Origin of the sequence: Bradyrhizobium genosp. P, from assembly GCF_049949265.1 — a bacterium.
Taxonomy (GTDB): Bacteria; Pseudomonadota; Alphaproteobacteria; order Rhizobiales; family Xanthobacteraceae; genus Bradyrhizobium.
On record NZ_CP188195.1, the window covers coordinates 394289 to 420678 of the forward strand.

37 protein-coding genes are annotated in these 26390 nt (G+C 62.4%); 10 read left to right on the forward strand and 27 right to left on the reverse strand.

Going from position 1 to position 26390, the window contains the following annotated elements; all coding sequences use genetic code 11:
• Positions 1-17: 17 nt before the first annotated feature.
• The 9 genes from ACP2YO_RS01975 to ACP2YO_RS02015 all read right to left on the reverse strand — a co-directional run bounded on the left by ACP2YO_RS01975 (position 18) and on the right by ACP2YO_RS02015 (position 6428).
• Positions 18-1328, reverse strand: coding sequence for a VapE domain-containing protein (locus tag ACP2YO_RS01975; RefSeq protein WP_426438553.1), 1311 nt, complete (start codon positions 1326-1328; stop codon positions 18-20).
• A 13-nt stretch (positions 1329-1341) separates the two neighbouring features.
• Positions 1342-1824 carry a hypothetical protein gene (locus ACP2YO_RS01980; RefSeq protein WP_426438555.1) on the reverse strand — a complete coding sequence of 161 codons (483 nt, stop codon included), beginning with the start codon at positions 1822-1824 and terminating at the stop codon, positions 1342-1344.
• Positions 1817-2134 (reverse strand): hypothetical protein, encoded by a 318-nt coding sequence (locus ACP2YO_RS01985; protein WP_426438557.1) that lies wholly within the window; start codon positions 2132-2134, stop codon positions 1817-1819. Before ACP2YO_RS01985 ends, ACP2YO_RS01980 begins: the two co-directional genes overlap by 8 nt.
• A gap of 786 nt (positions 2135-2920) precedes the next feature.
• A complete protein-coding gene (locus ACP2YO_RS01990; RefSeq protein ID WP_426438559.1) occupies positions 2921-3115 on the reverse strand; it encodes a hypothetical protein in 195 nt (64 codons plus the stop codon).
• Complete coding sequence (locus ACP2YO_RS01995) at positions 3115-4035, reverse strand: hypothetical protein (protein ID WP_426438561.1); 921 nt, start codon at positions 4033-4035, stop codon at positions 3115-3117. The genes ACP2YO_RS01990 and ACP2YO_RS01995 overlap by 1 nt, the downstream gene beginning before the upstream one ends.
• Positions 4029-4442, reverse strand: coding sequence for a hypothetical protein (locus ACP2YO_RS02000; RefSeq protein WP_426438563.1), 414 nt, complete (start codon positions 4440-4442; stop codon positions 4029-4031). The genes ACP2YO_RS01995 and ACP2YO_RS02000 overlap by 7 nt, the downstream gene beginning before the upstream one ends.
• An 18-nt stretch (positions 4443-4460) precedes the next feature.
• Positions 4461-5327: a hypothetical protein gene (locus ACP2YO_RS02005; RefSeq protein ID WP_426438565.1), complete on the reverse strand. Its 867-nt coding sequence runs from the start codon at positions 5325-5327 to the stop codon at positions 4461-4463.
• Positions 5328-5525: 198 nt separating this feature from the next.
• Entirely contained in the window at positions 5526-5846 is a 321-nt protein-coding gene (locus ACP2YO_RS02010; RefSeq protein WP_426438567.1) for a hypothetical protein, read from the reverse strand.
• 318 nt (positions 5847-6164) lie between these two features.
• Positions 6165-6428 carry a hypothetical protein gene (locus ACP2YO_RS02015; protein ID WP_426438569.1) on the reverse strand — a complete coding sequence of 88 codons (264 nt, stop codon included), beginning with the start codon at positions 6426-6428 and terminating at the stop codon, positions 6165-6167.
• Positions 6429-6469: 41 nt separating this feature from the next.
• Between ACP2YO_RS02015 and ACP2YO_RS02020 the strand changes: the two genes are divergently transcribed.
• Positions 6470-6721 (forward strand): hypothetical protein, encoded by a 252-nt coding sequence (locus ACP2YO_RS02020; protein WP_426443543.1) that lies wholly within the window; start codon positions 6470-6472, stop codon positions 6719-6721.
• Here ACP2YO_RS02020 and ACP2YO_RS02025 read toward each other — a convergent pair.
• Complete coding sequence (locus ACP2YO_RS02025) at positions 6667-6864, reverse strand: cold-shock protein (RefSeq protein WP_426438571.1); 198 nt, start codon at positions 6862-6864, stop codon at positions 6667-6669. The genes ACP2YO_RS02020 and ACP2YO_RS02025 overlap by 55 nt on opposite strands.
• A gap of 63 nt (positions 6865-6927) precedes the next feature.
• On the opposite strand from ACP2YO_RS02025, the gene ACP2YO_RS02030 reads away from it, so the two are divergent.
• The gene (locus tag ACP2YO_RS02030) at positions 6928-7053 is read left to right on the forward strand and encodes a hypothetical protein (protein WP_426438573.1); all 126 of its coding nucleotides are present in this window, start codon (positions 6928-6930) and stop codon (positions 7051-7053) included.
• 6 nt (positions 7054-7059) lie between these two features.
• Positions 7060-7296: a hypothetical protein gene (locus tag ACP2YO_RS02035; protein WP_426438575.1), complete on the forward strand. Its 237-nt coding sequence runs from the start codon at positions 7060-7062 to the stop codon at positions 7294-7296.
• Positions 7297-7357: 61 nt separating this feature from the next.
• Here the strand turns inward: ACP2YO_RS02035 and ACP2YO_RS02040 are convergent, their stop codons facing one another.
• Positions 7358-7882: a hypothetical protein gene (locus tag ACP2YO_RS02040; protein WP_426438576.1), complete on the reverse strand. Its 525-nt coding sequence runs from the start codon at positions 7880-7882 to the stop codon at positions 7358-7360.
• The gene (locus ACP2YO_RS02045) at positions 7869-8105 is read right to left on the reverse strand and encodes a hypothetical protein (protein WP_426438578.1); all 237 of its coding nucleotides are present in this window, start codon (positions 8103-8105) and stop codon (positions 7869-7871) included. The genes ACP2YO_RS02040 and ACP2YO_RS02045 overlap by 14 nt, the downstream gene beginning before the upstream one ends.
• A 139-nt stretch (positions 8106-8244) precedes the next feature.
• On the opposite strand from ACP2YO_RS02045, the gene ACP2YO_RS02050 reads away from it, so the two are divergent.
• Complete coding sequence (locus ACP2YO_RS02050; protein WP_426438580.1) at positions 8245-8517, forward strand: hypothetical protein; 273 nt, start codon at positions 8245-8247, stop codon at positions 8515-8517.
• A 1143-nt stretch (positions 8518-9660) separates the two neighbouring features.
• On the opposite strand, the gene ACP2YO_RS02055 is transcribed toward ACP2YO_RS02050, so the two are convergent.
• The gene (locus tag ACP2YO_RS02055) at positions 9661-9912 is read right to left on the reverse strand and encodes a helix-turn-helix domain-containing protein (protein WP_426438582.1); all 252 of its coding nucleotides are present in this window, start codon (positions 9910-9912) and stop codon (positions 9661-9663) included.
• A 345-nt stretch (positions 9913-10257) separates the two neighbouring features.
• Between ACP2YO_RS02055 and ACP2YO_RS02060 the strand changes: the two genes are divergently transcribed.
• Entirely contained in the window at positions 10258-11292 is a 1035-nt protein-coding gene (locus tag ACP2YO_RS02060) for an aspartate-semialdehyde dehydrogenase (protein ID WP_426438584.1), read from the forward strand.
• A 36-nt stretch (positions 11293-11328) separates the two neighbouring features.
• On the forward strand, positions 11329-11880 hold the full coding sequence (locus tag ACP2YO_RS02065; protein WP_426438586.1) for a TIGR00645 family protein: 552 nt from the start codon (positions 11329-11331) through the stop codon (positions 11878-11880).
• Positions 11881-11894: 14 nt separating this feature from the next.
• Here ACP2YO_RS02065 and ACP2YO_RS02070 read toward each other — a convergent pair whose 3' ends face one another.
• On the reverse strand, positions 11895-12539 hold the full coding sequence (locus ACP2YO_RS02070) for a carbonic anhydrase (RefSeq protein ID WP_426438588.1): 645 nt from the start codon (positions 12537-12539) through the stop codon (positions 11895-11897).
• A 207-nt stretch (positions 12540-12746) separates the two neighbouring features.
• Between ACP2YO_RS02070 and ACP2YO_RS02075 the strand changes: the two genes are divergently transcribed.
• Positions 12747-13619, forward strand: coding sequence for an HpcH/HpaI aldolase/citrate lyase family protein (locus tag ACP2YO_RS02075; protein WP_426438590.1), 873 nt, complete (start codon positions 12747-12749; stop codon positions 13617-13619).
• A 54-nt stretch (positions 13620-13673) separates the two neighbouring features.
• Here ACP2YO_RS02075 and ACP2YO_RS02080 read toward each other — a convergent pair whose 3' ends face one another.
• From ACP2YO_RS02080 to ACP2YO_RS02090, 3 genes are all read right to left on the reverse strand, one after another.
• Entirely contained in the window at positions 13674-14477 is an 804-nt protein-coding gene (locus tag ACP2YO_RS02080) for a hypothetical protein (RefSeq protein WP_426438592.1), read from the reverse strand.
• Between the two features lie 69 nt (positions 14478-14546).
• A complete protein-coding gene (gene leuD, locus ACP2YO_RS02085) occupies positions 14547-15149 on the reverse strand; it encodes a 3-isopropylmalate dehydratase small subunit (protein ID WP_426438594.1) in 603 nt (200 codons plus the stop codon).
• An 83-nt stretch (positions 15150-15232) separates the two neighbouring features.
• Positions 15233-15634 carry a metallopeptidase family protein gene (locus ACP2YO_RS02090; RefSeq protein WP_426438596.1) on the reverse strand — a complete coding sequence of 134 codons (402 nt, stop codon included), beginning with the start codon at positions 15632-15634 and terminating at the stop codon, positions 15233-15235.
• A 101-nt stretch (positions 15635-15735) separates the two neighbouring features.
• Here ACP2YO_RS02090 and ACP2YO_RS02095 point away from each other — a divergent pair, with 101 nt between their 5' ends.
• Positions 15736-16053, forward strand: a complete 318-nt coding sequence (locus ACP2YO_RS02095) for a hypothetical protein (RefSeq protein ID WP_426438598.1) — start codon at positions 15736-15738, stop codon at positions 16051-16053.
• Between the two features lie 13 nt (positions 16054-16066).
• Here ACP2YO_RS02095 and ACP2YO_RS02100 read toward each other — a convergent pair whose 3' ends face one another.
• Positions 16067-16288, reverse strand: coding sequence for a hypothetical protein (locus ACP2YO_RS02100; protein WP_426438600.1), 222 nt, complete (start codon positions 16286-16288; stop codon positions 16067-16069).
• A gap of 254 nt (positions 16289-16542) precedes the next feature.
• Between ACP2YO_RS02100 and ACP2YO_RS02105 the strand changes: the two genes are divergently transcribed.
• Positions 16543-16743 (forward strand): hypothetical protein, encoded by a 201-nt coding sequence (locus tag ACP2YO_RS02105; RefSeq protein WP_426438602.1) that lies wholly within the window; start codon positions 16543-16545, stop codon positions 16741-16743.
• A 243-nt stretch (positions 16744-16986) separates the two neighbouring features.
• Here the strand turns inward: ACP2YO_RS02105 and ACP2YO_RS02110 are convergent, their stop codons facing one another.
• From ACP2YO_RS02110 to leuC, 3 genes are all read right to left on the reverse strand, one after another.
• A complete protein-coding gene (locus tag ACP2YO_RS02110; RefSeq protein ID WP_426438604.1) occupies positions 16987-18684 on the reverse strand; it encodes a methyl-accepting chemotaxis protein in 1698 nt (565 codons plus the stop codon).
• Between the two features lie 273 nt (positions 18685-18957).
• Positions 18958-19167, reverse strand: coding sequence for a hypothetical protein (locus tag ACP2YO_RS02115; protein WP_426438606.1), 210 nt, complete (start codon positions 19165-19167; stop codon positions 18958-18960).
• A gap of 110 nt (positions 19168-19277) precedes the next feature.
• Positions 19278-20684: a 3-isopropylmalate dehydratase large subunit gene (gene leuC, locus ACP2YO_RS02120; RefSeq protein WP_426438608.1), complete on the reverse strand. Its 1407-nt coding sequence runs from the start codon at positions 20682-20684 to the stop codon at positions 19278-19280.
• A 25-nt stretch (positions 20685-20709) separates the two neighbouring features.
• Between leuC and ACP2YO_RS02125 the strand changes: the two genes are divergently transcribed.
• A complete protein-coding gene (locus tag ACP2YO_RS02125; RefSeq protein WP_426438610.1) occupies positions 20710-20883 on the forward strand; it encodes a hypothetical protein in 174 nt (57 codons plus the stop codon).
• A 193-nt stretch (positions 20884-21076) separates the two neighbouring features.
• On the opposite strand, the gene rplS is transcribed toward ACP2YO_RS02125, so the two are convergent.
• From rplS to ffh, 6 genes are all read right to left on the reverse strand, one after another.
• On the reverse strand, positions 21077-21457 hold the full coding sequence (rplS, locus tag ACP2YO_RS02130) for a 50S ribosomal protein L19 (protein WP_426438612.1): 381 nt from the start codon (positions 21455-21457) through the stop codon (positions 21077-21079).
• Between the two features lie 109 nt (positions 21458-21566).
• A complete protein-coding gene (gene trmD, locus ACP2YO_RS02135) occupies positions 21567-22301 on the reverse strand; it encodes a tRNA (guanosine(37)-N1)-methyltransferase TrmD (protein WP_426438614.1) in 735 nt (244 codons plus the stop codon).
• A gap of 9 nt (positions 22302-22310) precedes the next feature.
• A complete protein-coding gene (locus ACP2YO_RS02140; protein WP_426438616.1) occupies positions 22311-23393 on the reverse strand; it encodes a zinc-binding dehydrogenase in 1083 nt (360 codons plus the stop codon).
• Between the two features lie 65 nt (positions 23394-23458).
• The gene (gene rimM, locus ACP2YO_RS02145) at positions 23459-23980 is read right to left on the reverse strand and encodes a ribosome maturation factor RimM (protein WP_426438618.1); all 522 of its coding nucleotides are present in this window, start codon (positions 23978-23980) and stop codon (positions 23459-23461) included.
• 17 nt (positions 23981-23997) lie between these two features.
• On the reverse strand, positions 23998-24330 hold the full coding sequence (gene rpsP, locus ACP2YO_RS02150) for a 30S ribosomal protein S16 (protein ID WP_050402543.1): 333 nt from the start codon (positions 24328-24330) through the stop codon (positions 23998-24000).
• Between the two features lie 85 nt (positions 24331-24415).
• Positions 24416-25963 (reverse strand): signal recognition particle protein, encoded by a 1548-nt coding sequence (gene ffh, locus ACP2YO_RS02155; protein WP_426438621.1) that lies wholly within the window; start codon positions 25961-25963, stop codon positions 24416-24418.
• Between the last annotated feature and the right edge of the window lie 427 nt (positions 25964-26390).

A 26390-nucleotide genomic window follows, 5' to 3' on the forward strand; every position in this document is an offset into this window, starting at 1 on the left:
AGTGACGACGTGAAGGGCTATACCCACGCCATTGGTCGGGTGTAGCCCTTCACGTTTCGGCCGCCGATGCGAACCGATGTCGGCCCTTCCCATTGGAACAGGCGCATCACCAAAGCGGCGCGGCTCGCGTGCTGCGGCTGGCGATCTTTCTCTTGAATGCAGAGTGTGTCGAGTAAGAACGACGACGCAACGCGCTCCTCATCTCCGATGATCTCATAGGGGACAACGTCACCGCGCTTGATCGCTGCGCGAGCGGCTTCCACGCCGCGCTCCGAAACATCGGTCAAGACATCTTCCCAAGGATCGTGTGCCGTGCGCTTCTGGCGCTCTACAGCGGCGTCGGCCCAAAGAGCTTGCGGCAGCATGATGCTTTCGCCAGAGGCTTCCATTTCAACAGCCTCCGACCAAATGTCATCGCGATCGGCGACAATCTTGGCAACGTCGATCATCTTCAATACGTCGAGTGAGAAAAACCTGCGGTTCATGCCACTCAACGCGCGCAGATAGGTGTGATCGTTCGTGGTCGCCCATTGAACGCACGAGCGTGGCGCTGAGGTCGGATTGCGTTCAAAGACGCGACGGTTGCGATCATTGGTGCGGGAAAGCTGCGCTTTGAGGCGGCCCCAATCGGCTTTGCCGAGCCCGTCCAATTCGGCAATCTCTTGCGCCCAATGACCTCGCAGCGCTTCCTCAGTGTCGCGCGCGTTGAGCAAGATGGTTGATTGATCGGTGTAAAACGTTTCACCGTACAACGCGGAGATCGCGGACGACTTGTTGAGCCCTTCTTTCGAATGCAGCACGCTCAAATAGTCGAATTTCGTTCCCGGCTTGAAGATGCGACGCACCGAAGCCATCACAAGAATGCGCGAGACGCCGCGCGTGAACGCAGTATCCGCCGTCATGAAGTAGTCGGGCAAGAGCCGGCTGGCGCGCTCGATACCGTCCCACGGCGGCAGGCTGTTGAGATAGTCTCGCACCGGGTGGAAGCTTCGCATCGTGCACGCACGACGCACGGCATCGTGCATCACTACCGGCGACGGTTCAAAACCGAAGTTGTCGGCGATGATGTGGCGCAGCGCCAACTCCGCGTTGTCGGAAAGCTCGGTGCCTTCGCCGAACGAAGCGCCTCCGATCAGGTACTCGTTACGAAAGACGTTATAGCTGCAATCGAGCCCGAGCTTTTTCAACGCGACGAGTGAACTATGCATCGAGTTGGCTGGCATCGCATCCTTGCCCTTGCCGGCGAAGTCGCGAAACTCATCGGGCAATTCCTGCGGTACGATCGGACCGGGCGTCTGGCTCGTCGTCAGTGCGGGGACGTTGGGCATGGGGACCACCTTCTCAATGACGATAAATGCGGGATGCAGGATAGCGACGGATGCCGGCGCGCTTGTCAGCGCGAACCTCGCGCTGCGCGTCTTGGAATTTGGCTTCCGCGACGTAGTAGAGATGTTCGGTGAGATCATCGGCAACCCTTGCGTCGATAAGCTCTCGCGTGGTGACGAAGTCGGGCCACAGCTTTTCGAACTGTTCGCGGCGCGCTCGCGCCGAGCACATGGCATCGCGGAGCTTGAATGCGTCGGCCTGTTTCGGTACGCGCTTGGCTCGCTCCGCCTTCACCTTGGCGACGAAGTTGCGATCATAGAGCGCGCCGCGATAGTGCTGTTCTGCGACGAAAAGCCGATCACACAAGCCATTGCTTTGCGTGGCGCTGCATGCGTGCTCGGCTTTATCGAGCGTGTCGCCGAGCCGCTTGACCATACGCGGCGTGATCGGGTGCGAGAGATCGCCGCTCCAGTTGATCAGGTTGTCTTGACTAGGCATCGTCAGTCCTCCGGTGTTTGGCCGGGGACACGGCAGCGAATGATGATTTGAATTCGGCCCACAAGGCGCGCGCCGGCATGATGAGATGACCCGCGTCGCGGCGTGCAAGCAGGCACGCAAGATCGCGCCAACACGTGATTGAGATCGTGCCGGCGTTGATCAGGGTTTGTAATGTGTCGATGAGTTTGCCACGCGGCGACGGCGTCACGCGCAGCGAGAGCACGAAGCGAGCGAATTCGTTCGAAGATTTTTCGATCAAGGCCGCGTTGGCCGTTGACGTTTTTCGCGCGTGCGCGTAGGTGATTTGCATGCCCGTCTCCTTTACGGTCATCACGCTCGCCGGATGCTGGTAACATCGCGTTGAGCAACTAATTTGGTCAGACGGGTCGCCTTGTCGAGGGCGGCCCGTTTGGCGTTTTGGGGGACTGGCGGGGAGTGGTCTGCCGGCGCTGAGCCGGGAACCTTGGACCGCCAAGTCACACACTCTTGCCCAAATGGTTAACGAAGTCAAGCAGTTATGCTGTCTTTTTATGCCTCAGAACTGTTATATGTCATAATCAGTCAATATTACTGCCGTATCTAACGCCCTGTCTTCCTTCTGATATCTCAGGCACCCGCTCCAGAACGCGCTAGGAAGGCCGCTGAGACGGGGACCGGCCGGGTGGTGTATTCGCCCGGCCGCTCGCCTTTGACGAGCCCTGCTCGGCGGCTGCCCCAGCATCCTGCCCAAATCGACGCATCCATTCCTTTCGGGCCGCAGTGGCGGCTTCGTATCCAACCCAGGCGGCGGCTTCGTCGAGTGTCGGGACGCGAGGCCAGTCCATTCGAGCGGCCCAGCGCTGGCCCTCGCCTTCGTCCCATGTCTCCTCGCCGGTCGCTTCATCGGTGGAAGTGAACAGCAACGGCGGCGCGAAAGTTGAGCGGCGAAAAGCTTCCTCCAATTCTATGAGATCGGGACTGCCGGCCTCCCGTGTCGGGATCGCAAGGAAGTTCGTCCGCTCCGCTTCCGCCGCACGTGCGGTACGGTCAAGGGCGAATGCACCATCCGCTTTCGCGAGAAGGGCCGCCTGCTGGCGGGCGACTAGGGCTGCATTCGTCACGGCTGGACCTTGTCGAAGAGTTCGGAGTTCTGCCATTCGGCCGCGTGCTGCTCTGCCTCGAAGGCACAGCGCCGCAACATCAAACTAGTCGGGAGATCGCCGAAATCCGCCGCGTGGCTTGCCTCGGTGTGAAGCTGTCGAGCGTAGAATTCCCACGCTGCGACGCCGCGATCTCGGAGAGCTTGGTTCATTATTCTTTCTCCCCGCGCTGTGCGAAGTTGCCAGCTTTCCCAGTGGGCGCGATCGGAGCGCTTCGCGTGACAGGATCACCACGAAGGCGTGCGAGAAGATCACGCTGCAAGTCGGACATCGGACCCTCAGCACGCGGCTGATACTGGGCTGGCGCGGCTTCTCTGATGACGACCTCAGCCTTGATCGGTGCTGCCGGCGGCTCGACAGAGAAATCGTCATCGGCCGGCGGCGGGGTGCCAGTCGAAGCCATAGGATCGGCGGCCTCGGTGAACGATGCATCAACGGGTTCTTCGGGCAACGGCGGAGCAATCATCGGCCTTCGCGGGGCCGGGGGAATAGGCGGAGGTCCAGACGCACGCGTCGGCAGCGCCTGAACCGGCATCGACAAGACGCCGATGTTGAGGCCGCCTCCGACGTTGACGTTCTGGTTTACGGTGGAGCGGTATTCGTCGCTAAATCGACTTTCGAGATATTTGATAACGGCCGCCGTTGCCGGCGCGTGGCGGATCGTTAGCTGAACTCGACGACCGAACTTGTCGCGCTCCCAGCGATCGGGGTAGCCAAGCATCTCAACCAACCAGTCATCAAGGCCAACCAAATCCTCTCGCTCTTTCCATTGCGGGCGACCCTGGAAATAGACCGGCTCCTCGGTGCCTTTAAGGCAACGCCGTTCGAACTCGCCGCGAATGTCGAGAGCGGCCATGTCACGCGCGAGGCTGAGGCACCTATGGAAGGGCACGAGATCATCACCGGGCCAGCGGATGTTCAGTCGTTCGTCTGTGCCAGCCTTCGAGGCCTCTAGCCAGTTGAACAAGGTTCTGCGCTTCACGCCAACCTTCTCGGCTGCAAGACTGATCGCAAGCTCTCCGCCGGCTACCTGTTCACAGATTTCAATAAGCTTGTCTTCGGAGATCAGCATTTGGTGCGCTCCCGTAAAAGTCGATCGCAGTAGTCACTGCGCTCACGTGCGAGGTCGCTGCGTTCGTACCAACTCAGGGTCACGGACGGGAAGCGAGATGACTGATATCCGAAACGCTTCTGAGCGGCGGCTGCATTGGTCGCGTGCTTCTCAGTATCCGGATGTTGGGGATTGATCGCAGCGAACGTGCCGTGATCGGGTACGGGACGGCGTCGCGCTACTGGCGTGCTGTTCTTCGCGCGACGGAGCCGGGTGCATTCGAGGCAATCTTGCTTGCCAGCGACAAGGCGTTCAGCCTTATGGCCATTCCAGCAAGCGCGACCCGGGTCGAATGTGCGCTCGCCGGCAGCGAGAGCCGCCAGAAACGCAGGATGATCGCGAAACATCGCCAGAACTTCTCGCGGCATGATGGGGACACTCCGCACTCACGACCGCGAGCGCTGACTTGACGTAGGACGCGGCGCGACAGGTTGAGGCACGAGAGACCCCCTCACGGCTGGCGGAGGCGCGTAGGCACGTCGCGTAGAACGTTGGACATCGCGCTTCGCCGCGAAGGCCTTCGAGATCGGTGTATCATTCGGGTCCGTCGATGGCGGGTTGGCGAGGTAGGCAGCAAGGCGCTCATCGTTCGTCTTCTGAGCAGCGGCCCTCGCTAAATCCAACTGGGTCAAGCGCTGTCGGAAGCCATCCCAGCGCAGAAGCGATTTGCTGTGGGCATCGCGGGCGGGTCGAAGAGCGTTGTCGGCAGCGTGGTACTCGACCCTGATCTCGGCAAGATCGACAACCGCTTGATCATACGTCGCTGATGCGACTTCGATCGCTTGTGCCTTCTCCAGCTTCACACGGGCCGCGACAAGCTCAGACATGAGGTTCTTGAGTGCAGCGGCATCGTCATCCGTGCTGCCTTTGCTCTTGACCTTCGCATCCAACGCTCGCGCCTTGGACTGGAGCTTGGCGTGAATGCCGGTGAGTTCGTCAATCGTCGGCTCACGCTGACTGACGCCGTTGTGGATCGCGATCACCTTTTTGATCTGATCAACGGCATCGATTGGACCACGCACAGCGGTCACCGCATTGTGGGCCGCGTCGTGAGCAGCCGACAACTCAGCCATTCGACGACGTGCCTGCACTAGCCGGAGTTCGGCCGCCTCAACCGCGTCACTCGTTTCGACTACCTCGTCGAGCGCCGAAAGTTCGGGCTCGGTCAAGAGGGAGAGATCGGACGCGGCGATCTTGGCGCGGTCCAGAAACCCTCTGGCATCGTAGAGGGACGGTAAGTGGTCTGTCGACATTTTAGGACACTCCTCTTCAATGAATGAGTGCGCTCGCACTCCAGCGGGGCAGATGGGGTGCGAGCGCTATAGCCGTGCGCTGACTTGTGAAGGGTACATTGCACGGCTAATTAGGTGGCCGAACCGCACACGGAGAACGGTTCGGCCTGATCGCGCTTCCGGACCCAAGCACTCGCAGAAGAGCGACCAATTCGAATTCTACCCCCGTGAACGAGCGCCGCGCGGAGCGGGTTCCGAGACTGCGCGATTGTTGCCGAGTGGCACCTTCACCGGGCTGGCGTTCACGTCACGATGACCATGAGCCGGCGGGAGCGGAGCGGCACTGACGTTGCGGGTTTGCCAGTTCTTCGCGTCACCGTCCGTGATCACAGGATCACGCGGCTTGACGGACTGCGCGGCCGGGTTGCGGACGTTGAACTTGGCGACCTCGTTCGTCGGCACACTCGACGGAGCCGATGAGCCATTCTGACCCGGCTTGTTCTGCGATGAGAATTTCGATCCTACTACTTGCTCAGCCATTGCGGCCTCCTCTTTGATTGTGTTTCATGTGGGTTCTTCACGTGTGACCGTCATGACCCAATTGTGCCCGACGCCTAGCAGCCCATCGGGCCGCCACTCGTGCCCGGCATCCACGATCCTGTGGTGGGTGGCCCATTAGAACCGGGAGCCGCACCGGACCCGGGAGAGCCCGGCAGCACTCGTGCCGGCGCATCTTTCACGTCGATCGGGAAATGACGATTGCGCCGGACACGCTTCGTGTTGACGTGCACGCTCTTGACGTTCGCGTGGCCAACTACTGGCTTTCGTGATCGCGCGTCGGCGCTGAGTTTCAAATTTTTATGCGACATGATGACGTTCTCCAAGTTTCCAGACGAGGCGCGCATTGATCGTGTTTCGCACCGGGTGCGGACGGTCAAATTTAACGAACTCAACCTCATCGCCGTATACCGGCATCGGACCCTTAACCACGGTGTCCCCAAACCAGATGTTGCTCTCGCGTGATCCGCTGGAGCCCACTGGAGTAATGAAGCCGTAATATCGCGTCTGATCATTGGTCCATTTCAGGAACACGACGTGGCCGCGTCGTATCTCGTCACTCATGGCAGGGCCTTTCTAAACGCGATGGCCGGCGGCTCGACGCCTTGAATGATGAACAACACCCGGCGCGCGATCGGACCAAGGCCATCGTCGAAGACCTCGAATTCTGCGCGCAAGCCAACCTGTGGCGCGACACACCGAGGCATATCCGCGACGGCCACAGCGACAAGCTGGCCGTCATCGGTTTCGAATACGCCCATGTCATCAGCCGCGTGGCCGGAGAGAAGGGTAAGCGTTCCCATCATTGCAGCACTCTCACGTTCTTTGCGCGTCGCCTGTCGCTCTTCTCTGCTTGAAGCTCGAATTCGATCGTCGCGCCGTTGCGAGGCGTGCCCTCAACGATTTGATTGCGATGCACGAAAATATCCCGGCTATCGCCCGGCTGCTTCGCGAAGCCGAAAGACTTTTCCGGAAGCCATCTGGCGAGGAGTGCACGCATTCGTCGTCACCGATCTCGACGGGACTTGCTCGCCGGCAGCGTGGCCTTGCGATCGATTTTGTGATGAACGAAAGAAGCGTCGAAATTTTCGGCCGCAGACGCCGCAACAGCGTCACGCGAGAGACGGCCGGCGCGCAGAACTTTGCTGGCGTCTCCGACATGATTGACGAGGCCGCGCTCGTGCGCTGAGGCGCGATGCGTTCCCATACCATCATGGATTGCGACACTGCGGCCGGTTTGGCTGAGCTTGTCGGCGGTCTCATCCTGAACGGCCTGACCGTGGAGGTACGGATGGAGGTCACCCTGCGTGGCACGCCGCATTCCCGGCGTCACTGGAGAGGCCTCGAAGTGCTTCGAGCGACCACTGCGCGCGATGTCAGAGCCGACGTGTTGATAGGTCGGACCTACCGGCGTCGCGACTTTTTCATGTAGCTGCCCATCGATCAGCGTTCCGCCTCGGACGCGAATGATGTTCGGATTTTTTGCCATGTGATTATGCTCCAAATCGTTTTTGTAGGGCTGTCAGTCGCAGCGGTGAGCCATCCAGGGTGCATTGTGCGGCGTGCGCAATGGCCGCAGTCTTGGCTGCCCCAAGTGACTTTATGAGGCCGGCGATCTTGGCTTGCCGTGCTTCCGCCGTTCCTCGCCATTGTGGTGAGTACGGATTAGTTGATGCGTCTTTGAGCGTCTGCTCTTCCGCCGGCTTCGATCGAATTTGGCCGATCTTCATTCCGTTGTTGAGCATCAGGGCTTTGAGCGAGCCTTCGCCATGCTCGCGCACATGGGCAGACTGGGCGGCGAGTGAATAAAGCTCCGGAGCCTTTTCGTCGGGCTCACGCTTCAACTCGTGCGGATGCGAGTTCATCCGTTGATCCAGATATTCGGACGCGCTGATGTGCTCCGCCTCGGCCCGCTCCTCATAGCCGAGCCAACTGGCTTGAGTTTGTGTGAGGGCACTCTCGACGAAGCCACGAGCACGAGCGAGTTCAAGCCAGTCTTTGAAATCAGCGATGGGCATGGGTGCGGGCCTTTCTTGCGAGGGACAAAACTGTTGGATGGCTCTTGAGCCAAGTCTCTAAGTCCGAGGTTGCGATGCGCTTGCGGCCTCGCACGTCGTACACAGCAAGCTCGCCGGCTTCGATCGCGGGCAAAACGATATTTGTGTAAGACAGATTGAGCGCTTCCGCCGCACCGGATGGGCTCAAAGCAAGTCGCGTGATGGTCAGACGTTTTCCCGGCATCGGGCGAGTTCCTCTTTTGAGGAGTGGACCGACGCGCGAAGAAGCGACTAGTCGCGCGTCGGTGATACAGTCACGAAGGAGAGGAGCCGACCATGTCGGGGAAGCGGGCAGGCATGTGAAACACTGCGGCGCTACGGAGATGCTTTCGCATTCCGGTTCGGTGACGTTGGAAGACTACGCGATGACCAACATCCGCAGTCTGGGCATCCCGCCCCATCAACCGAACAACGTGGAGACTATCGCACGCGTATCCGGCTATCAACTAGCAATTGCGCGGGGGCAGAACGGGGTCAGAAAAGACGAAGCCCGGCGCGATGGCCGGGCTCTTTCACCGTTCCGAGATGGAACGACATCAGCGGAAGTAGCCTCTGACAATCACGAGGTCCGTCTCGCGCAGCGTGCGGCCATCTAAGTGATACTCGACAACGCGCCGGCACACTAACTGCGTCGGCACGTCGCCGAGATCGCGAGCGGCGGCCAACACACCGACCAGACCTCAGCCATGAGTGTGCTTGGCGTTCTGTCGTCATGACATGCATGCGTCGCCTCCCATCAAGCCGGCTCAGCGTCGCACGGTCACCCGCCGCGCGACGCGCTTATTGGTCCGTATGAGACGTGCCGACTGGCTCTGGACGATGTCTGTTGTCAGAGGTGAACCGGAAGCGGTCAGCCCTCGTTAGAATGACGCGATTGACGGTTTTCACACAGCCTGGACCCGAAGCAGACTTCGGAGAATTCGACAAGCTTGCAGCGTCTTGGATTGTAGCGCTCTTTCAGTTGCGTCTCTCGTTCGGAATTGTTCTCGACAGGTCCGCTATCGGGCCGATGGCCGATCACAGTTCGCTCTGTAAGTCTTCCAAGATTTGAATGTCGAAACGGCCACTGCCCCGAAGCCAACTAGGGTGAGAACAGCTCCATCGAGGCGTCCGAACAGAAAGCATGAGAGCGAAATGCAGAGAAATGCGAATGTGCCGCCAACTAAGGACTTCATGTAATCCGTTTGCAGCGGCAGTGGCGTCGAAGGCTCTAAGACATAGACGGGAAATGCAAATCGCGATATCTCTCCGTCTTGGAATTGCACCGGAAGAGAGTTGAGCAGGGCGTGATAGGTGACTTGGTATAGGACAGCAGACCAGACCGCCGCAACGACGCCAATAACTGCGAAGACCGCTGACATTTCGCATCCTTTCGGCGGAACAAACAATCATAGTCGCGTGGTTTAGTATGCGCAGCTACAGGCGCGGCTACCAGCTTAGACGCTTTACTCGCAAAATACACGCTAGGCGCGTGGTCAAAATTAACAGACTGTTGCTGTTTAAGGATATTCGAGCTGGACTTCCGGTCCTGGCCCACAACAGACGTGGCACCCACATCAATTCAGGTCGGCATTTGGGGGCCACAGCGGAGCCAGCCGAAGACGTGCGTTCCGCCCCGTTCAACATGCGGGTGAAGCCGGCCATCAAGGCCATGGCGGAGGCTATGGCGGCCGACGACAGACGCTCTGTCGCGTCGTGGATTGAGTTGCTGGTGGAGGCTGAGGCGGAGCACCGACAGGCTAAGAAGGCCTAGCCCTCCGGCGACGGCGCGAGCCGGCGAGCACATGCGGGGCATTGGGCATCGACGCACCCGGAATGTAATCGGGCAAGCTCGCGTAGTACGCGCGAAGCGACGGCCCATGGATCAGCGTGCGTGCTCCAGCACGTTTGCCCTTGATGGTGCCATCGGTCAGAAGATTGTAAATCTGGCGCTTGGAAAGGCCGATGTATTCGGCCGCCTCTTGCGGGGACAGGGACATAGGCTCGGACATGGTGACACCGTGGCGGCCGGCTCAACGGCACTCCACGGGGCCATGATGGCTGCATCCCGTTGCCCAAGGTGATCACGTCTATCCCACATACCGCAAAGTGCGGCGGGGTGCTCTCGACCTCACGACAGGGTAGAAGTATCCCTTGCATCCGGACCCTTCAAGAGCCTATGGGCAACAGCGTGCAATCCAGGGCACGCAAACGGCTCGCGATTGTTAGTGCACGAGTTAGTACAAATCAAAATAGGCGAGCGTTTTCAACGCAAAACGTCTTCTCGCATAGAAGCGCTGCCTCTTCCCTTTCGCCCGATCGCAGGGGATCGGGCATTTTTCGTCGGAGAGTGAACGATGGGTTACAAAGTCGCAGTGGTCGGAGCGACCGGCAATGTCGGGCGGGAAATGCTCAACATTCTCGACGAACGTAAATTCCCCGCCGACGAAGTCGTCGCGCTGGCGTCACGGCGCAGCATGGGCGTCGAGGTCTCCTATGGCGACCGCACCCTGAAGGTCAAGGCGCTCGAGCATTACGACTTCTCCGATGTCGACATCTGCCTGATGTCGGCCGGCGGTTCGGTGTCGAAGGAATGGTCGCCGAAGATCGGCGCCGCCGGCACGGTCGTGATCGACAATTCGTCGGCCTGGCGCATGGACCCCGACGTGCCGTTGATCGTGCCCGAGGTCAACGCGGACGCCGTCGCCGGCTTCACCAGGAAGAACATCATCGCCAACCCGAACTGTTCGACCGCGCAGCTCGTGGTCGCGCTGAAGCCGCTGCACGACAAGGCCACCATCACGCGCGTCGTGGTCTCGACCTATCAATCGGTGTCGGGCGCCGGCAAGGATGCGATGGACGAGCTGTTCTCGCAGACCAAGGCCGTTTACACCAATGATGAACTGATCAACAAGAAATTCCCGAAACGCATCGCCTTCAACGTCATTCCTCAGATCGACGTCTTCATGGAAGACGGCTACACCAAGGAAGAGTGGAAGATGATGATGGAGACCAAGAAGATCCTTGATCCCAAAATCAAGCTGACCGCGACCTGCGTGCGCGTGCCGGTTTTCGTCGGTCACTCCGAGGCCGTCAATGTCGAGTTTGCCGATCCGATCACGGCCGATGAAGCCCGCAACATCCTGCGCACCGCACCGGGCTGCCTCGTGATCGACAAGCACGAGCCGGGCGGCTACGTCACGCCGTATGAGGCGGCCGGCGAGGACGCGACCTATATCAGCCGCATCCGCGAGGACGCGACGGTGGAGAACGGGCTGTCGTTCTGGTGCGTGTCGGACAATCTGCGCAAGGGCGCGGCGCTCAACGCCGTGCAGATCGCGGAAGTCCTGATCAATCGCAAGCTGATCAGCGCGAAGAAGAAGGCGGCCTGACAGCGGGCACGGATCGAGGGATCAGGGGCGCGTGCCATGACGGAAGAGCCGGCGACCTATCGGCCCAACCCCAAGCTGAAGCGCGTCGAAACCGGCTTCGAGAGCCTGATCTTCAACAGCCGCTGGCTGATGGCGCCGTTCTATTTCGGCCTCGTCGTCAGCCTCGCCGTGCTGCTCTTCAAGTTCGTCGAGATGCTGTGGGAGTTCATCCTGCATGCGCCGCAGGCCAAGGAGGCCGACATCATCCTCGGCGTGCTCTCGCTGATCGATGTGTCGCTGACCGGAAACCTGATCCTGATCGTGGTGTTTTCCGGCTACGAGAACTTCGTCTCCAAGATCGATCCCGGCGGCCATCCGGACTGGCCGGACTGGATGACCAAGATCAATTTCGGCGGGCTGAAGCAGAAGCTGCTTGCCTCGATCGTCGCCATTTCGGCGATCCAGGTGCTGAAGGCCTTCATGTCGCTCGATACCGTGTTCGATCCGAGCAAGCTCGGCTGGCTGGTCGGCGTGCACCTGGTGTTCGTGCTCTCGGCCTTCATGCTCGCGCTGTCCGACCGCTGGAGCAATGATCACGGCGGCGAGTAGCGAATAGCTACCTGCTATTCGCTCGTCTGTGCGGGGAGGAATTCCTTCGCGACGCGATCGAGCACGAACAGCGAGCCCTCGGCGACGCCGAAATAGGCGCCATGCAACTGCATCTCGCCGGCCTCGACCCGATCGCGCACGAACGGGAAGGTCATCAGGTTCTCCAGCGAGCGGAACACCGCGGCCTTCTCGATGCGGACGACGAAGTCCTGCATGCTCTCATGGGCGCGCTGTTCGACCACCTCGCCCGGCTTGACGAACATCTGCATCCATTTGCCGATGAAGTCGCCCGGCGACAGCGGCTGGATCTTGTCGACGAAAGCGCGGATGCCGCCGCACTGCGCGTGCCCGAGCACCACGATGTGCTTTACCTTCAGCACGCTGACGGCATATTCCAACGCGGCCGAGACGCCGTGCGTGCCGCTGTCCGGCTGATAGACCGGAACCAGATTGGCGACGTTGCGGACCACGAACAACTCGCCGGGACCGGCATCGAAGATCACTTCCGGGGAGACGCGGGAATCGCTGCAGCCGATCAGCATGGTTTCCGGCGCCTGGCCGCGTTCCGACAACTCGCGATAGCGCGACTGCTCGGTCGGTAGCCGCTGCGTGGCGAAAGTCCGGTAGCCGTCGATCAGCCGCTTCGGAAAGGATTTCATGCCCTCTGCCTAACCACAGGCAGAGGACCGGAACAAGACTTTCGGTGGGGGACCTGAGGTGATACGGCAGGGGTTGGAAAACGACGCCCGGGCAATGCCTAAACAATAGACTGTTGCCGAGTGATAGCGTTTTCCAGCGAAGTGGATACCGGTTCGCGTGAAGAAAACGCGTCAAAACAAGAATCCAGAGCCCTTCAGGAGATGCCGATGACCCGTCCGCGCCGCAGCCTGTTGTTCATGCCGGGATCAAATGCGCGGGCGCTGGAAAAGGCCCGCACGCTGCCGGCGGACGGCATCATTCTCGACCTCGAGGATTCCGTTGCGCCCGACGCCAAGGCCGTGGCGCGCGATCAGATCGCCCAGGCGGTCGCTGCCAGGGGCTTTGGCAGGCGCGAGGTGCTGATCCGCATCAACGCGCTCGATTCGCCGTGGTGGGTCGACGACATCGCCATGGCCGGCGAGGCGCAGCCGGACGGCATCCTGGTTCCCAAGATCTCCACCGTCGACGATCTCAACGCCGTCGCCGATCGCCTCGGCAACGCCAATGCCTCGATCCGGGTCTGGGCCATGATCGAAACCGCGCGCGCGGTGCTCGACGCCGACCAACTCGCCGCAGCATCCAAGGATCCCAAGACCAGGCTCGCCGGCTTCGTGTTCGGTCCCAACGACATCGCGCGCGAAACCCGGATCCGGATGAAGCCGGGCCGCGCGGCGATGATTCCGATGATCACGCATTGCATCCTTGCGACCCGCGCGCATGGGCTGGAGATCCTCGACGGGCCCTATGGCGACATCGGCAATGTCGACGGATTCGCCGAGGAATGTGCGCAGGCGCGCGATCTCGGCTTTGACGGCAAGACGCTGATCCATCCGAGCCACATCGATGCCTGCAACGCCATCTTCACACCGCCCGAGGCCGCAGTGACCGAAGCGCGCAAGATCATCGCCGCGTTCGAAAAGCCGGAGAACGCGTCGCGCGGCGCGATCCAGCTCGACGGCCGCATGGTGGAGCGCCTGCACGCCGAGATGGCGCGCCGCACGATCGAAATCGCGGACGCGATCGCCGCGATGGGGCATTAGCGCAGCGTGCCTGTTCCCCTCTCCCACAAGGGGAGAAGGGAAGTAGTGTTCTGACTACGTCCCGAACTTCTCCGCAGCCCACGCGTACAGGCTGCCCGGAATCGGTGCGTCCTTGCCGCGTCCCTTCGGCGAGATATGCAAGCCGACAATCTCGGGGTCGTTCAGATATTTCGAAAAATCCGACGGCTCGAAGAACAGCTTCGGTTCGGCATGCACGGCGTAGAACGATTGCTTCGGCAGCGCGTGGCGCAACGCGCTCTCGCGGCGTGCGAGCGCGGTGAGGGCTGCGGGGCCATAGATCGCGACGCGAATGTCGGACAGGCGGTTTGATTTGCCGCGCCACCGGCGCATCGCAAAGGTCAGTCGGTGGCGCAACGCCAGCCAGTCCGGCGTCAGCTCCTCCTGCTCCATCAGCTCTTCGAAGGCGCGCACGATCGGATCATCCGGTGGCAGATACAGCACCGAATTGCCGAGCTGCCGCGACCGCTCCCAGGCGAAATAGGGTTTTGCGGGATCGATCTCGACCGGTTTCAGCAGCAACACGTCGGCGTCGAGCCACAGGCGCGCGTCATTTGGGCCGGCGCGCTGCGCCATCAGCTTCATGCGGAAGAAGTCGCTGAACTGCAGGATGGTCCAGTCGCGCCACGAGCCGTCGGGCTGCGGCGGCCGCAGTTTCTCTGAAAACGAAAACGGCAGCACCGCATCGGCCTCGGCATTGCTGATGCCGTCGGGCAGGCCGGGAATCGGATTGAAGCTGTAGACCGTGACCTTATGGCCAGCCGCCACCTGCGAGCGCAGGCAGGTCTGGCGCAGTCCATCGAACGGTCCGTGCCAGAACGTGACGACGTCAGGCCGCATTCGCCTCACTCACAAAAAAGAGCCCCGATCTTGTCGGGGCTCTCGTAACACAATCGCTCATCTAGAGCATCAAGCCCAGGCGCGCTCCTTGAGCTTGGCCTCGTAGGCGTCGATCGAGCCCTTCTTTTCCATCGTCAGTCCGATGTCGTCGAGGCCGTTGATCAGGCAGTGCTTGCGGAACTGATCGATCTCGAACTTCACCGTGCCGCCGTCAGGACCACGGATCTCCTGGTTAGGCAGATCAATGGTCAATGTCGCGTTGGCGCCGCGGTCGGCGTCGTCGAACAGCTTGTCGAGGTCTTCCTGCGAGACGCGGATCGGCAGGATGCCGTTCTTGAAGCAGTTGTTGTAGAAGATGTCGCCGAACGAGGTCGAGATCACGCAGCGGATGCCGAAGTCGAGCAGCGCCCAGGGGGCATGCTCGCGGCTCGAGCCGCAGCCGAAATTATCGCCCGCGACCAGCACCTTGGTGTTGCGATAGGCGGGCTTGTTGAGGACGAAGTCGGGGTTCTCGCTGCCGTCGTCCTTGTAACGCTGTTCCGAGAACAGCCCCTTGCCAAGGCCGGTGCGCTTGATGGTCTTGAGGTACTGCTTCGGAATGATCATGTCGGTGTCGACATTGATGATCTTCAGCGGCGCCGCGACGCCTTCCAGCGTGGTGAACTTGTCCATCGATGCACTTCCCGGTCAAAAATGTGGGGTACGGGCGGGTTGTTTATCGCGAATGTGACAGCGGTAAAAGCGCCATTTCTGCTTTAGTTGCCCGCAACTTCCTCAATCGCCTCCATATCGGCGTCGGACAGCCCGAAATGATGGCCAATTTCATGGATCAGGACGTGGCGGACGATGTGGCCGAGGGTCTCGTCGTGCTCCGCCCAGTAATCCAGGATCGGCCGGCGGTAGAGCCAGATCAGGTTGGGAAGCCGGGCTACGTCGCCATAGCTTTGGTTCGGCAGGCCGACGCCGTGGAACAGGCCGAGCAGGTCGAATTCGCTCTCGGCCTGCATGTCGTCGAGCACCTCGTCGGTCGGGAAGTCGTCGACGCGGATGATCAGGCCCTCGCAGAGGGCCCGGAAGGCGTTAGGCAGGCGCTCGAAAATCTCGTGCGCCATGGCCTCCATGTCGGCCAGCGAGGGGGCTTTGGCTGTGGTCCACATGACACGTATTTAGCGCGAGTGCCGCCGGCGGCGCCAGCGCAGTTGATTTTGGCGGCGCAATGGGAGACCGTAAGCCTCGGTAAAGGGGCTTGGGTGGCGTGATGAAACGGATCGTGGCGGCAGCGCTGTTGGCAGCATCAGTCGGGGTCTCGCTTCCGGGGGCGCAGGCGCAGTCCGCGAAGGCTGAAGCGCGCCTTGACCAGGCGGCGCCACATGCCGCGGAACGCACTGCCGCTGAACGCCGCCGGCTGCGGCGCGTGCCGATCTACCGGCCCGATTATGCGGAACCGGATGTCATTCCACGCTACAATCCCGGCCCCAATGCCGTTCGGACTTGCAGCGTCGCCTACGTCGAGGAACACCGGCCGAGCGGCACCGTGATCACGCCGCACATGAGCTGCCACTGGCGGCCCGGCTAGTTGTGCTGGCGAGCTAACGTGCCCGCACTGCGCGGAACAAACTGGCTGCGACGATCATTCCCGACGTTCCATAGACCAGGATCGCCATCACAACCTGCGTGAGATGGCTCGCCGTTCCCATGCCGCCGCCCGGTCCCTGTGAAGCACAGGCGACATCGGCCAGCGTCACGGGACCACTCAACGCTGCCGCAAGCGCGGCACGCGTCAGCCACTTGCGTGTATCAGGTTGTGTCATGGCGTTCTCCTGCGGCAGAAGGCACTTCGTAAGGTACGACCATAGTCTACGGCGGTTTTGCGCAGTGACGTGAATGATCCTGCTGCCGCGAAGGAACCCAATGGCTCGCGCGGAATTCATCAACGCGGCGCAGTTATTCATTCTCCATTCACGTCGCCCGCCGTCTCATCGCGATCTGCGTCGCGGCAACGGGGGTCGATTCAATCCGAATCGTCGTTGCGAGACGTGACATCCGGGAAGCAAGGAGACGACTCATGAAGATGACGTACGTTCTGGGGCTCGCGGCCGTTGGTGCCGTACTGGTTATGGCTGCGCCGACCGAGCGCGCATACGCGGTATCACTGGCGAGCCCTGGCGCCGCCGCCACGGTACAGCAGGATACCAAGCCGGCGACGACCGAAGTGCGGTGGCACCACCGGCATCACCGGTGGCATCGTCGCCACTGGCGCCGCTAGAGCATTTTCGGTTCTGATTGAATCAGAACCGAAGCTCTAGATTCTTGTTTTGACGCGTTTTCTTCACGCGAACCGGCGTCCACTTCGCTCAAAAACGCTCTAGTCGACGCGACGTATCAGCGTAGATGAGACACAGGCCCGCGAGCAGCGGGCCTGTCGTCGTTTTCGGCCATCAAACCGGCAGATTTGAACGCGCGATATGACGCTCAGAAATCTGCAGGAGTTGTAACCAGAGTGATCCGGTCAGGCCGCGCGGATTTTTCCCAGGAATGAACTGACGTCGGTACGCAGCTTGGTCGACTGATGGCTGAGATCGTCGGCGGCCGACAGCACTTGGGTCGCCGCGCTGCCGGTTTCGCTGGCCGCTTCGTTGACGCTGCCGACATTGGCCGACACCTCGCTGGTGCCGCGCGAAACTTCCTGGATGTTCTTCGAGATATCGCGGGTTGCGGCGCTCTGCTGCTCGACAGCGGCGGAGATCGCCGCCGCAATTTCGCTCATTCGCCCGATGGTACCGCCGATCTTCCTGATCGCGTCGACGGCGTCGCGGGTTTCCTGCTGGATGGCTGCGATCTGCGAGGATATCTCCTCCGTCGCCTTGGCGGTCTGGGTGGCCAGTGTCTTCACTTCATTGGCGACGACCGCAAAGCCCTTGCCCGACTCGCCGGCGCGCGCCGCCTCGATCGTGGCGTTCAGGGCCAGCAGGTTGGTCTGGGAGGCGATGTTCTGGATCAGCGAGACCACCTCGCCGATGCGCTGTGCGGCCGCGGCAAGGCTCTCGACCGTCGTGTTGGTGCGGTTGGTCTCGTCCACCGCCGCCTTGGCGGTCTCGGCGGCCTGGGTCACCTGGCGCGTGATCTCGCTGATCGAGGCATGCAGTTCCTCGGTCGCGACCGCCACGGTCTGGACGTTCGCCGAGGCCTCGTTGGACGCGCTGGCGACGAAGGTCGCCTGCCGGCTGGTCTCTTCCGCAGTTGCCGTCATGCTGCCGGCGGTTGCATGCATTTCGGTCGACGCCGCAGTCAAGGCGTTCAACGCTTCGGACACCTGGCTGTCGAAGGTCGCGATGTGCATCTCGACGGTGCGCTGCCGGGCTTCCTTGCGCAATTGCTCCTCGCGTTGCTCCCCCTCGAGGCGGCGCGCCGTGATCGCGTTCTGCTTGAATACAAGCAGCGATTTGGCGAGGCCGCCGACCTCGTCGGCGCGATCGTCGCCGACAACAGCGATGTCGAGATTGCCCGCGGCGAGCTTGGTCATTTCCTCGGTCATGCGCGACAGCGGCCGCGCAATCTGGCTGAACGCGATCCAGGCCAGAATATTGAACGCGCAGAGGAGACCGGCGGCGGCGCCGAACAGCAGCACGAGGCGGGTCTGGTCGGCGGTGGCGACGCCCTGGTCGCGGGCGGTCAGCATGCCCTTCACATTGGCGGCGATCAGGCTCCCGACCGCGTCCATCGCGATCTGACGCTGCTTGGCTGCGACGTTGCGCGAATAGGCAAAGGCGTCTTCGAGCTTGCCCGCGCTCACCAGTTCGAACACCTTCGCGCTCGCCTCGCGGCGGTTCTCCACGGCGCTGCGAAGCGTATCGATGAACTGGTGCTGTCCGGTATCGGTGGTGATGGCCGCCAGGCGATCCACGGCCGCAAGCGTCGCGGCGGTTGCCTTGTTGTAGCTCTCGATATTGGATGCGATTGCCTTGGGGTCGGCTGCGCTCAGGATGACGTTCTTCTCGCTGACCGCCGCGCTGTTGAAATTGCTCTCCGCCTCCAGGCTGTACTGCACCCGGCGGGCGTTGCCGTCGACGAGATCGGACGCGGTCGCTGACAAATGGCTCAGCGCCAGCGAAGCCTGGACAACGATGCCGATCGCGACCAGCGCGATGATGGCCGCCGGCACCGCGATCTTGGCGATAATGGGCAGATTGTGAAATTTAAGGGTCATTTCTGGTCCCACGATAATGGTGCTGGTTCCATCGGCCCACTTGGGCGAACAGCCATGCGTGAGGACGCGATGCCACGGCTTGGCCTGCCGGCCGCGCCATGGAAACGGAAGTAGTCCTGAATTTTCTGATTGATTGTCGATTAACCTTAGGCACCAACCCTTAGCAAAGGGTTCACGCGGCAGCCTGTGGTATCGGGCGCGTCGACCTGACGCAGCGTCATACGACCACGGGCGCCATTCGGCGCCCGTTCCATCAGGCCAAGCGGTGTGGATTTAGTCCCAGTCCTTGACCCGCCAGGGCTTCAACTTCCACGGCGTCAGGTTTTCCATCCGCCATTGCGTCCAGCGGTCCGGCGGCCAGTGGCTGAGGCGCGAGGTTTCCTTCACATCGGGAAGCGGATCGATGATGCGCGGTCGGGCACGGCGACGCTTCTGCAGCGTCGCCTCGCTGATCATATCGACGAATTCGGGTTTATCGGCCACGTCCGGCTCCTCGCGAAAGCTTGTTTCCGCAAGGAGCCAGTGTGCGTGTCAGCCCTTAACGAGCCGTTTCCGGAACGGCTCGAGCTTGAGACAACAGCGGTCGCTGACCGCTACCGCCACTCGCGAACGTCGACGAAGTGTCCGGCGATCGCAGCCGCAGCGGCCATCGCGGGCGACACCAGATGGGTGCGGCCCTTGAAGCCTTGCCGGCCCTCGAAGTTGCGGTTCGAGGTCGAGGCGCAACGCTCTTCCGGCTTCAGCTTGTCCGGATTCATCGCAAGGCACATCGAGCAGCCCGGCTCACGCCAGTCGAAGCCGGCCTTGATGAAGATCTTGTCGAGACCTTCGGCCTCCGCCTGTTCCTTCACGATGCCCGAGCCGGGCACGATCATCGCGTTGACATGAGCGTTGACCGTTTTGCCCTCCGCGATCTTGGCCACGGCGCGCAGATCCTCGATGCGGCCATTGGTGCAGGAGCCGATGAAGACGCGGTCGAGCTTGATATCGGTGATTTTCGTGCCCGCGCTCAGGCCCATGTACTTCAAAGCGCGGTGCTTGGAGAGGCGCTTGGCTTCGTCCGCGATTCTGTCGGGATCGGGCACAACGCCGGTCACCGAGATCACGTCCTCAGGGCTCGTGCCCCAGGTGACGATCGGCGGCAGCTTGGCCGCGTCCAGCCGGATCTCGTGGTCGAAATGCGCGCCCTCATCCGAGCGCAACGTTTCCCAATAGCGCATCGCCGCGTCCCAGGCCGCGTCCTTCGGCGCTTTCGGGCGGCCGCGCAGGAAGTCGAACGCCTTCTGGTCCGGCGCAACCAGGCCGGCGCGTGCGCCGCCTTCGATCGACATGTTGCAGACCGTCATGCGGCCTTCCATCGAGAGCGCGCGGATGGCTTCGCCGGCATATTCCAGCACATAGCCGGTGCCGCCGGCGGTGCCGATCTCGCCGATGATCGCCAGGATGATATCCTTGCCGGTGACGCCTTCGGGCAATTTGCCGTCGACGACCGCGCGCATGTTCTTGGCCTTCTTCTGGATCAGCGTCTGCGTCGCCAGCACGTGCTCGACCTCGGAGGTGCCGATGCCGTGGGCGAGCGCGCCGAACGCGCCATGCGTCGAGGTGTGGCTGTCACCGCAGACGATCGTGGTGCCGGGCAGCGTAAAGCCCTGTTCCGGGCCGATGACGTGGACGATGCCCTGACGCTTGTCGAATTCGTTGAAGTACTCGATGCCGAATTCCTTGGCGTTCTCCGCCATCACCCGCATCTGCTCGATGCTTTCAGGATCTGGGTTCGGCTTCGACCGGTCGGTGGTCGGGATGTTGTGGTCGACGACCGCCAGCGTCTTCTCGGGGGCGTGCACCTTGCGGCCGGTGGTGCGCAGGCCTTCGAACGCCTGCGGCGAGGTCACTTCGTGCACCAGATGGCGGTCGATGTAGAGCAGGCAGGTGCCGTCATCGGCTTCGTGGACCAGATGGTCGTTCCAGATCTTGTCGTACAGCGTGGTCGGTTTGGACATGAGCGTCGGCTCCAGAAGAAATTCAGTGGTTGATGGCTTTGAGCGCGGGTCGACCCGCGAGCAGGCGAAAGCGTCCGGGCAGCTTCACGCTGCGCGCGTAAGCTCCGACGTCGCCGACGTCGCAAAGCGTCCGAAGAACCGGCCAGGCAGCCGCGAGCGATCGTCGATCACGACGCGCTGGCAGGGCTGGCTTGCTTGATCCGGAACCATTCTAAATTTCTAACACAGGGCTGAGGCCCGCGACAATCAATCGATCTGCGGGGCGCCCCCGTCGTCATTGCCGGGCTTGACCCGCGTATGACACGTTGAGGGCGGTCCAACATATAGCTATGCCGCAACAAAAAAGCGCAGGGCACAGGCCCCGCGCTTTTGGTCTTGTTCTGAGAAACGAATTACTCGCCGACGGCCGCGGACCGCTCGGTCTTCTCGACGATGCGGGCTGACTTGCCGCGCAGTTGGCGCAGGTAATAGAGCTTGGCGCGACGAACTTTGCCGCGGCGCACCACCTTGATCGAGTCGATCATCGGCGACATCACCGGGAAAACGCGCTCGACGCCTTCGCCGTAGGAGATCTTGCGGACGGTGAAGCTCTCGTTGAGGCCCTGACCGGAACGGCCGATGCAGACGCCCTCATAGGCCTGCACGCGGGTGCGCTCGCCTTCGACCACCTTCACGTTGACGATCACGGTATCGCCGGGACCGAATTCCGGGATGACCTTGGTGGCGGCGAGCTTGTCGAACTGCTCTTTTTCGAGCTGCTGAATGAGGTTCATTTGAAATCTCCATCGGCGGCGCGCCCAGCCTGCGCGGGCTGCGCAAACGTCCATCTATCCTGCGCGTATTGCGGATTTGGCGCCCGTATAAGGCAAAGCGTAGGGTTTGTCACCCGTCTGTCGTGCTTTTTGTCCGGCCTGGAACCGCTTTTCTGACCCAGAGGTCCGGTCGGCGAGCCTGAGTCAGGGCCTCGGATTGGGCGAGCCGCCAGGCGGCAACCTTGGCATGATCGCCGGAAATGAGGATTTCCGGGATCTGGTGGCCCTCGAACTCCTGAGGGCGGGTATATTGAGGGTATTCCAGTAGTCCTTCGGAGAAGCTTTCCTCAGTCCCAGAAGCCTGTTTCCCCATCACGCCCGGCAACAGGCGGACGCAGGCGTCGATCAGCGCCATCGCGGCGATTTCACCGCCAGACAGCACGTAGTCGCCGATCGAGACCTCCTCGAGTCCGCGGGCCTCGATAACGCGCTGGTCGATACCCTCGAAACGGCCGCAGACGATCAAGGGACCGGGCCCCGCCGCGAGGCCCAGCACCTGCGACTGGGTCAACGGCCGACCCCGCGGGCTCATCAGGAGGCGCGGGCGATCAGGTGAGATCGCAGCGGCATCGATCGCGGCGGCCAGCACATCGGCCCGCAGCACCATACCCGGGCCGCCACCGGCCGGCGTGTCGTCGACGCTGCGGTGTCTATCGGTCGCGGAATCCCGGATGTCGCGCGCTTCCAGGGCCCAAAAGCCCCCCGCCAGCGCCTTGCCGGCCAAGCTTACCCCAAGCGGCCCCGGAAACATGTCCGGGAACAGGGTCAACACGGTCGCGCGCCACGGTGTCGGCTGGGTTGTCATGGCCTCTGGTTACGGCACCACGGCCGTCAGGTCGAGGCTCTGCATCATGGACGCGGCGTCCACCGCGCGGCGGAAGTCGGCGAGCTTGAAGGTCGCGACGTTGATCTTGCGCAAATCCAGCAGGCCCTCCGCGGCGAGGCCTGCGAGCTGGCCCGGCGCGGTCCGGTCGTACATGAATTGCCCGACCACTTCCCAGTCGTTGGCGAGCATCTCGCGGAAGGACAGTTCGAGCGGCACCTCGGCGCTGCCCATCAGCACCAACCGGCCGCCGCGCCGGAGCGCGCGCAGGCAGGACAGTGTCGTCGACGTGCTCTTGGCGGCGCCGAGCAGATCGAGCGCGACATCGGCTGCTCCGCCCGCGGCGCGGTGGAGGATCGGCAGATCGCTCGCGGCGTCGCCGGTGACGACAGCCGGAATGACGCGCGGACCGAAGGCATCGCGTAGCTGCTCGAGCGCCGCTTGCTTGCGCCCGACCGCAACGACGCGGCCGGCGCCCATCGCGACCGCGAGCATCACGGCGCCTGAACCGAAATAGCCGGTCGCGCCGTTGATAATGATGGTGTGGCCGCCGCGCAGGCCGGAGCGCTGCAATCCGCCGAACGGCACGATCAGTTTTGCCAGTCCGATCAACTCGGTCGCAGGACTGTCGTCGAGATTGGCAAGCGGCGTGACGCAGGCGGCCGGCCAATGCGCAATCTCCGCGAACACACCGCCGCGCCAGCGCGCCTGCAATGTCAGCACCTCCGGCGTCGTCATCGTCGCGGTGAGCCCGATCAGGATCTGCGGCGGATCGCGATCCGGCACGTCGCCGCGAAGATGCGGGCTGAGGAAAACGCGGTCGCCGTTCCGGACATGCGTGACGTTCTCGCCCGTGGCGACGACGCTTGCGATCGCGTTAGTGCCCGGCACGAAAGGCATCGGCGGCAGGCTGTAGGGCAGCGCGCCCAACAACAGTTTGTTGGTGTAGGACAGCACCATGCCGGCCTCGATCCGGACCACGACGCCATCGGGCGCGGGCCTGGGCGTTTCGACGTCGTCGAAGCGGAGGTCGTTGTGCGCATGCAGCCGCCAGGCCTTGTGGGTGCTTGTCATTGCTGTACTCCGTGACCGATCTGGCTTAGGTAGCCCTGACGGAGCGAAGCGCAATCCGGGACCGATCAGGCCGCCGCCGGATCGTCGCCGTCGATTTCCTGCGGCAGGTCGATTACCACGCGGCCGCGGCCGAGATCGACGGTCGGCACCACGGCGTTAGTAAAGGGCAGCAGCATCGTCGCGCCTTGCGGCGGGGCGATTTCGATGATGTCGCCGGCGCCGAAATTATGGATCGCGATCACCTTGCCGAGCGGTTGCTCTGCCGTCGTCACGGCGGCGAGCCCGATCAGGTCGGCATGATAGTATTCGTCGTCGTCGGTGTCCGGCAGCCGGTCGCGCGCGATATAGAGTTCGATGCCGTTGAGCCGCTCCGCTTCCTCGCGCGTGGCGACCCCCTTCAGCGTCGCCACCAGATGGTCCTTGGCCTCGCGCGCATGCGTCACTTCGAACTGGCGCGTGCCGTCCTTGGTCATCAGCGGGCCGTAATCCTTCACGGCCAGCGGGTCTTCGGTGAAGGTCCAAAGCCTGACGGCGCCGCGCACACCATGCGCAGCGCCGATACGGGCGACACAAATCGGTGCAGCCACCGCGGTCGCCGTTCAGCTTACGCCTTGGCGGCGGCTTCGGCCTGCGCCTTGCGCTCCTTGCGCGGCACGGCCTTTTCCGGATTGTTGCGTGCAGCGCGCTTCACGACGCCGGCGGCGTCGAGGAAACGGGTGACGCGATCCGACGGCTGTGCGCCCTTGGCGAGCCAGGCCTTCACCTTGTCCATGTCGAGTTTCAGGCGTGCCTCGTTGTCCTTCGGCAGCAGCGGGTTGAAGTGGCCGAGACGCTCGATGAAGCGGCCATCGCGCGGAAAGCGCGAGTCGGCGACGACGACGTGATAGACCGGACGCTTCTTGGTGCCTGCGCGCGCGAGGCGGATAACGACTGACATTGAGTTCTCCTTCAGATGACGGTGTGTTCGGTTGATTGGTATTTCGCGCCGCGCAGGATGCTTGTGATCCGTTGCGACGAATTTCTCATTTCTTCTTGCCCGGGAAGCCGCCGAGACCCGGCAGCATCGGCTTGCCGGAAAGGCCGGTGAGCCCCGGCACATTGGGCAGACCGCCGCGCAGGCCGGCGGGAAGATCCTTCGGCAGGTTGGGCAGCCCGCCGCCGGCGCCGCCCTGCATCTTCTCGGCCATCGCCTTCATCTCGTCGGCCGAAGGCGGCTTCATGCCACCGCCAAAGCCCATTGCCTGCGCGATGCCGGCGAGCGGGCCGCGCTTGCCGGAGCCCATGGCCTTCATCATGTCGGCCATGTTCCGGTGCATCTTCAGCAGCTTGTTGACCTGCTCCACGCTCTGGCCGGCGCCGGCCGCGATGCGCTTCTTGCGGCTCGCCTTCAGGACGTCCGGATTCTTGCGTTCCTGCCGCGTCATCGAATCGATGACCGCGACCTGTCGCTTGATGATCCTGTCGTCGATACCGGCCGCCGCGATCTGGTTCTTCATCTTGGAAATGCCGGGCATCATGCCCATCAGTCCGCCGATGCCGCCCATATTCGCCATTTGCTGCAGCTGTTCGCGCATGTCGTTGAGGTCGAACTGACCCTTGCGCATCCGCTCGGCGGTGCGCGCGGCCTTTTCGGCGTCGATGTTGGCGGCGGCCTTTTCGACCAGCGACACCACGTCGCCCATGCCGAGGATACGGCCGGCGATACGGCTCGGATAGAAATCCTCCAGCGCATCGGTCTTTTCGCCGGTGCCGAGCAGCTTGATCGGCTTGCCGGTGACGGCGCGCATCGACAGCGCGGCGCCGCCGCGGCCGTCGCCGTCCACGCGTGTCAGCACGATGCCGGTGAGGCCGACGCGCTCATCGAACGAACGCGCGAGGTTCACGGCATCCTGGCCGGTGAGGGAGTCCGCGACCAGCAGGACTTCATGCGGATTGGCGGCGGCTTTGATTTCGGCCGCCTCCTTCATCATCTCTTCGTCGAGCGTGGTACGGCCGGCGGTGTCGAGCAGCACGACGTCGTAGCCGCCGAGCTTGCCGGCCTCCAGCGCCCGCTTCGCAATCTGCGGCGGCATCTGGCCGGCAACGATCGGCAGCGTCGGAATATCGAGATCGCGGCCGAGTACGGCGAGTTGCTCCATCGCCGCCGGGCGATAGACGTCGAGCGAGGCCATCAGTACTTTGCGCTTGTCGCGCTGGACCATGCGCCGGGCGAGCTTCGCGGTGGTGGTGGTTTTGCCGGAGCCCTGCAGGCCGACCATCATGATCGGAACCGGGGGCACTGAATTGATATCGATGGTCTGGCCGTCCGAGCCGAGCGTGGCGACGAGCTCGTCATGGACGATCTTCACGACCATCTGGCCGGGCGTAACCGACTTGACGACGGTGGCGCCGATCGCCTGCTCGCGGACCCTCTCGGTAAAGCTGGTGACCACCTCGAGCGCGACGTCGGCTTCGAGCAGCGCGCGGCGCACCTCGCGCATCGCGGCGTCGACGTCCTTTTCGGTCAGCGCACCGCGCCCCGTCAGACGATCGAGAATGCCACCAAGCCGTTCCGACAGATTGTCGAACAATGCCGTTGTCCTTTTTTCACCTCGCCCCGCCTGCGGGGAGAGGTCGCCGCGCACTCGCGCGGCGGGTGAGGGGGTACAGGACCGTCCACGCGCATCACACGCGGAGGCAGCCCCTCACCCCAACCCTCTAAGAGCGAGCTTTCGCTCGTCTCGACCCCGCAAGAGCGGGGCGAGGGAGAAGAATATCCAAACAATTTTGCGCCCGAGGGCGCATTGCGCTGTCGGGCGTTAGCCTCCGGCCTCGAGGGCCGGTCGGCGGGTCGAAAAGACGGATCTTTCCGAGGAAGTGGCCGCCTTAAACGCTGGCCGGGGTGGAAAGTCAAGGAAAGTTTGAACCTGCCTTGACGCACTTCAAGGCATAAGGCCCTGAAAATATGTCATTTTCCAGCGCTGGTTCCGAATTCGGCATTGTCACCCATATAGCCAG